Below are 4,327 nucleotides of genomic sequence, written 5' to 3' on the forward strand. Positions count from 1 at the left end.
CAAATGCACTTTCTAATTCCTGCTCCGTAGCGGAGAGCTGATCCAAGATAGATTGGGTGGTATCGACAGGCTGACTAAAGAACTCCGGCGAATTCACCTGCTCTTGTAGCGTTTCTATCTCGGTTTCTAATTCTTCCAAACGCGCAGGCAAAGCCTCTAGTTCGCGCTGTAGTTTATACGATAACTTTTTCGACTTAGGCTTCTGTTGCGTTGTTTTGGGAGTTTCTTCAACTCGTTGCTGCGTTTTGGGTGCGTTATCAGCCGAACGAGCCTTACGCACCTGCAAACGCTGCTGTTGAGCGTCATGATATCCACCAACAAACTCTTCAATCTCACCATCGCCTTCGAAAATCCAGCTTGTCGTGACCGTATTATCGACAAATTGACGATCGTGGCTGACTAAAAGTAACGTGCCCTGATAATTGGCAAGTAAATCTTCTAAAAGTTCCAACGTTTCGATATCTAAATCGTTGGTTGGTTCATCGAGCACCAGCAAATTATTGGGTTTAAGGAAAATACGTGCGAGAAGCAAGCGGTTCTTTTCCCCACCAGATAACGCTTTTACGGGTGTTCTTGCGCGTTTAGGCGCGAACAGAAAATCCTGGAGGTAGCTCAAAGCATGACGCTGACGTCCAGCAACCATAACTTCCTGCTTGCCATCAGCAAGGTTATCGATGACGGATTTTTCTGGATCGAGTATCTCACGGTATTGATCAAAATACGCCACTTCCAGCTTGGTGCCACAATGCAATCGACCGGAATCCGGTTGAAGATCGCCCAGCAGAATTTTCAACAGGGTACTTTTGCCACAACCATTCGGGCCAATCAGTGCAATACGCTCCCCACGCATCACATTAAAACTGAAGTTCGATACGATCTTCTGACCGTCAATGCTGTAGCTGAGATCCTCAGCTTCAAATACGATCTTACCAGAGCGTGATGCATCATCGATCTGAATATTGGCTTTGCCTTGCACATCACGACGACTTTGACGCTCTTCCCGCAGTTTCTTCAGTGCTCTTACCCGGCCTTCATTACGCGTACGACGAGCTTTAATGCCCTGACGAATCCAAACTTCTTCCTGAGCGAGTTTTTTATCAAATTCCGCGTTTTGCATCTCTTCGACACGCAGCATCTCTTCTTTCTCTACCAGGTAATTCTCATAATTGCCCGGGAAAGAACTCAATTGGCCTCGGTCCAGGTCAACGATACGTGTCGCCATCGATTTAATAAAGGCTCGATCATGAGAAATAAAGATAATAGAACCACGAAAGTCCTTCAAAAAACCCTCGAGCCATTCAATGGTCGTGACATCCAGATGGTTGGTCGGCTCATCCAGCAACAGGACATCCGGGTCGCTCACCAACGCCCGGGCCAAGGCGGCTTTCCTTTGCCATCCACCCGACAAGTCGGTCAACTTGGTATGACCATCCAGTTTCAATGCGCTCAGAACATTTTTGATACGATCTTCAAAACGCCAGGCACCAGAGTGTTCAAGCTGCTCCTGAATACGCGATAACTTGTTAATATTGGTTTCTGAAGGGTCTTCGGTCACCAGATCTAATTGATCCTGATAGATCTTAAGTTGATGCCCGACTTCTTTCAGGCCACCAGCGACGTAATCAAAAACGTTACCGTCCTGATTACGAGGCGGATCCTGCTCCAGACGAGAAACAATGACATCCTGCATGATTTGCAGCTTGCCGTCGTCCATCTGAACTTCACCGGCCAACACTTTCATTAACGTGGACTTGCCTGCACCATTTCGGCCAACCAGACACACACGTTCATTTTCTTGCAGCGTAAAGTCTGCATTATCTAATAACGGGTGATCGCCAAATGCGAGTACCCCGTTATGGATGGTAAGTAATGCCATTATTTCCTAACCAATCTTTTAATTCTTCCAGGTCAAAAGGCCAATTGAGTTCCGAATCATTGTACTTAAGCACGGGGATGGTGACACCGTAACGTGAAAACAACGCATCATCCAGTGCAATATCAATAACCTGCACTGCATCTGCCATATCCAATTGTTTAACCAATCCAAATGCCATCTCGCAGAGATGGCATCCTTCTGTACTGTACAACGTAATCAAATCAGTCTTCCTTGTGACTAATCAGCCAGCAGTTATGAATGTGTTTGTTGCGACTGAAATCCAGCGGCAACGTTTGAGACGAAATATTCTGTGCTTTCAGCCCCAGTTCCGTCAGTGCGTCCATGTCCATCTTGAAGTGACGCTTGTTATTGGAGAATACGATGGTGCCACCAGCACGTAACAAGCGCTTAAGATTTGTCATTAACTGTACGTGGTCGCGCTGAACATCGAATGTCTGCTCCATACGCTTAGAGTTAGAAAACGTCGGTGGATCGATAAAAATCAGATCGAACTGCTCCGATGCCTTTTCTAACCATTGCAAACAGTCGGCCTGTTCAAAACGATGCTGACGTCCGACTTGGCCATTCAGCTTCATGTTTTCCTTTGCCCAGTCCAAATACGTATTGGACATATCAACGGTTGTGGTGGATTTCGCACCGCCACATGCAGCATGAACCGTTGCAGACCCTGTATAGGCGAACAAATTAAGGAAGTCAGCTCCTTGCGCCATCTGACCCAGTTTCCGACGAGTCAGTTTATGGTCAAGGAACAGGCCGGTATCCAAATAGTCATGTAAGTTGACCAGAAGCTTTACACCATACTCCTGCACTTCCATCATTTGCGATTCCTGACCTAGCTTCTGATATTGAGAGCGGCCTTTTTGCTTTTCTCGTACCTTTAAAACAACTTTGTTAGCTTCTACCCCAAGCACCTGAATGGTTGCGCGGATAATGTCCGTCAGGCGTCGTTTCGCTTTTTCTTCTGGGATGTTTTTTGGAGCCGCATATTCCTGAATCACGACATTATCCAGATAGAGGTCAATCGCTACGTTATATTCTGGTAAATCTGCGTCATAAATTCGGTAGCAGTCCAATTTCTCTTTGCTCGCCCACTTGCCGATTTTACCCAGGTTCTTTTTCAAACGGTTCGCAAAATCAGGCGCAATTAACGACTCTTGATTGGTACTCTCGCCGCCATTCTCGCTCACCCGGGCTGAAATAGAATAGTTCTTTTGGTGACACGGTAACGCACCATTATTCAATTTGTATTGTTTATCAGCGCGCATACGCAAACAGCTCAACAACTCATCTGAACTGGAGAATATCGATGCCTGGCATCCGCCAAATTGAGACTTAAGCTGCGCCCCAAACGCGGTGTACAGAGCAATTAATCCCGGATGAGTGCCCAAACGTTCACCATAGGGAGGGTTACAAATGATCACCCCCTCTTCGAAGCCTTCTGGACGACGAACCTGAGCCGCGTCTCCCTGTTCAAAGCGAATCAGTTCTTCAACACCAGCACGTCTGGCATTTTCGCGCGCTGTTTTCAACACCCGAGGGTCGTTGTCAAAGCCATAAAACTTAGCGTCAACTTTTTTGACACCACGCCTTGCCTGTACATTCGCTTCGGATTTAATCTCTGCCCAGATATCCGGTTCAAAGTCTTCTAGCACTTCAAAACCCCATTTCTTGCGCATGACGCCAGGCGCCATATTGGCCGCAATCAAAGCCGCTTCAATAAGCAAAGTACCTGAACCACACATAGGGTCTAACAGGGATTTAGATGCGTCCCACCCGCTTCGTAACACAATCGCTGCAGCAAGCGTCTCTCGTAGAGGTGCACGACCTGACTCAGTCCGATATCCACGCTGATGAAGACCACCACCGACCATATCGATACCGAGTAAAGCTTTGTCTTTGTGCAGGCGCACATGAAGGCGAAGATCCGCATGATCCTTACTGATCGACGGACGAGATAAACCTTTCTTATTGAAACAATCCACCACCGCGTCTTTCACTTTCATCGCGCCATACTGGCTATTTCGAATCTCACGGTTTGTACCATTAAAATCCACCACAAACTTCTTCGAACTGTGGAAATGATTCACCCAGTTGACCGCAGACGCTGACAGGTAAAGATCCATGTCATCCTGACAAGTAAACTCGGCCAGCACACGCACAAATCTTGATGCCAACCGACTCCACAAACAGCAGCGATAGATCTGTTCATTTGTCGCTTTGAACTTAACCCCTGCCTGAACAGGTTTCGGATTGCTAATGCCTAACTGAATAAGCTCGTCAACTAACAGGTTCTCAAGACCGTTTGAGGTAACCGCAAGATATTGATGCATAGTGCTCTTTAGATAATAAAAATGACCCGTCATTATAGCCGACATCCCTGCATTGAGAAAATCTATCCGCCACTTTTCTCCGGTGGAGACACCAAACGGA

Annotated in this window: 3 protein-coding genes; all 3 read right to left on the bottom strand. The window is 46.9% G+C overall.

What is annotated here, in order from left to right; all coding sequences use genetic code 11:
- A partial coding sequence (locus tag CAG65_RS08935; RefSeq protein WP_161453403.1) for an ABC transporter ATP-binding protein occupies nucleotides 1-1,876 on the bottom strand: 1,876 nt, incomplete at its 3' end.
- On the bottom strand, nucleotides 1,854-2,096 hold the full coding sequence (locus CAG65_RS08940) for a glutaredoxin family protein (RefSeq protein WP_161448817.1): 243 nt from the start codon (nucleotides 2,094-2,096) through the stop codon (nucleotides 1,854-1,856). The genes CAG65_RS08935 and CAG65_RS08940, both read right to left, overlap by 23 nt.
- Before the next feature lies 1 nt (nucleotide 2,097).
- Nucleotides 2,098-4,227: a bifunctional 23S rRNA (guanine(2069)-N(7))-methyltransferase RlmK/23S rRNA (guanine(2445)-N(2))-methyltransferase RlmL gene (gene rlmKL, locus CAG65_RS08945; protein ID WP_161453404.1), complete on the bottom strand. Its 2,130-nt coding sequence runs from the start codon at nucleotides 4,225-4,227 to the stop codon at nucleotides 2,098-2,100.
- Nucleotides 4,228-4,327 lie beyond the last annotated feature (100 nt).

The sequence above is a fragment of the Vibrio sp. V39_P1S14PM300 genome, from assembly GCF_009904765.1.
GTDB classification, from domain to species: Bacteria; Pseudomonadota; Gammaproteobacteria; order Enterobacterales; family Vibrionaceae; genus Vibrio; species Vibrio proteolyticus.

Bases quoted from the DNA above. Each gene is read 5' to 3' on its own strand.
- rlmKL (WP_161453404.1), bottom strand. From the start codon at position 4,227: ATGCATCAATATCTTGCGGTTACCTCAAACGGTCTTGAGAACCTGTTA.